This is a genomic window from Collinsella sp. AF15-51 (genome assembly GCF_003462845.1).
Classification (GTDB): domain Bacteria; phylum Actinomycetota; class Coriobacteriia; order Coriobacteriales; family Coriobacteriaceae; genus Collinsella.
Genome location: NZ_QRYG01000045.1, coordinates 1 through 1,110, shown reverse-complemented (window position 1 = coordinate 1,110; position 1,110 = coordinate 1). Strand labels below are relative to the sequence as shown.

General features: G+C 45.8%; 1 protein-coding gene. It reads left to right on the top strand.

From position 1 onward, the window contains the following. A partial coding sequence (locus DWW51_RS10155; protein ID WP_231501647.1) for a TraX family protein occupies window positions 1-501 on the top strand: 501 nt, incomplete at its 5' end. Between the last annotated feature and the right edge of the window lie 609 nt (window positions 502-1,110).

Below are 1,110 nucleotides of genomic sequence, written 5' to 3'. Positions count from 1 at the left end.
TTTCCGGTTCGACGAACAGCCGATCGTGTCAAATTTGGTCTAACAGAGCCAAATGTTATGTGTGAGCTCCTGCTTTCCTTGGTCTTTTTGATTGTTCTGGAAAAGATACAAAGTCTTTCAAAACGGAAAAGATACATCGCAGAAACTGCTCTGATTGTTTTGACAGCACTGGCAGCTGAATACACTAAACTAGATGGCGGTGTGTATGGCATTATGCTTGTGGCCGCATTCTATTTATTCCACGACAGCAAGGCCAAGATGTTCTTTGCTGCAGTATGTGCAGTGCTCCTTTCGTCATGCCATATAGTTGGCGGCGGATTTGAGTTTGCTACAGCTAATGTACTTAATCCTGATGTTGCTGCCGCGGTCGTTTCGTTGCTGCTTATCAATCTTTATAATGGTAAGCGAGGGCTGAAGCTCAAATATTTCTTCTACATTTTCTATCCGGCACATCTTGCTCTGCTTTATGGTGTTTCACCTATTGTTTTGAACTGTCTTTAAAAACTCTCAAACAAGTCTCTGAAAACGGAAACAAATTGACTCTAAGACTGCTTGTAAATTTCCGGAAGACCTGAGAGATGCGAGGATAGGCAACGAGGGTTGCAGAGAGATGCTTCTCAGTTCTCTGGCGGATCGCACGTATCTGTATGAGGATCACTTCCACATACTCATTAATAACAGTGATAAACACGGCAGATCCTCAAAACATGAGGCTGTGGAGGTCGAACGATGCTTCGAAAGCATGAATGGCAGCGAGAAAATGAGTTCGGAAGCGCCCTCTGGATGATCCAGCATAGAATAGAAAGCGATCGGCTCCGGCTGGTCGCTTTTTTGTTGCCGCGCCACGGGTTCGAATCCGAACTTCTCTATATATAAGAACGCTTGGCGAACAAAACCTGCCTTTTACCGACGGGAAACAAATAGCTGATGCTTTTGGAGTAAAGTGGCGCTCCAGAGATGACCGATGCCTTAACACCTATAAACCAGCTGGTCATCGCCAATATCAGAAGCCAATGCTTCAGTTTTAACCTCAGTGATGCGACTGAGGGACCTATTCATTTGTGAACAAAATATGGAGTGCGCGATTCCCGCCCCCGGCGCCCCTCCGGT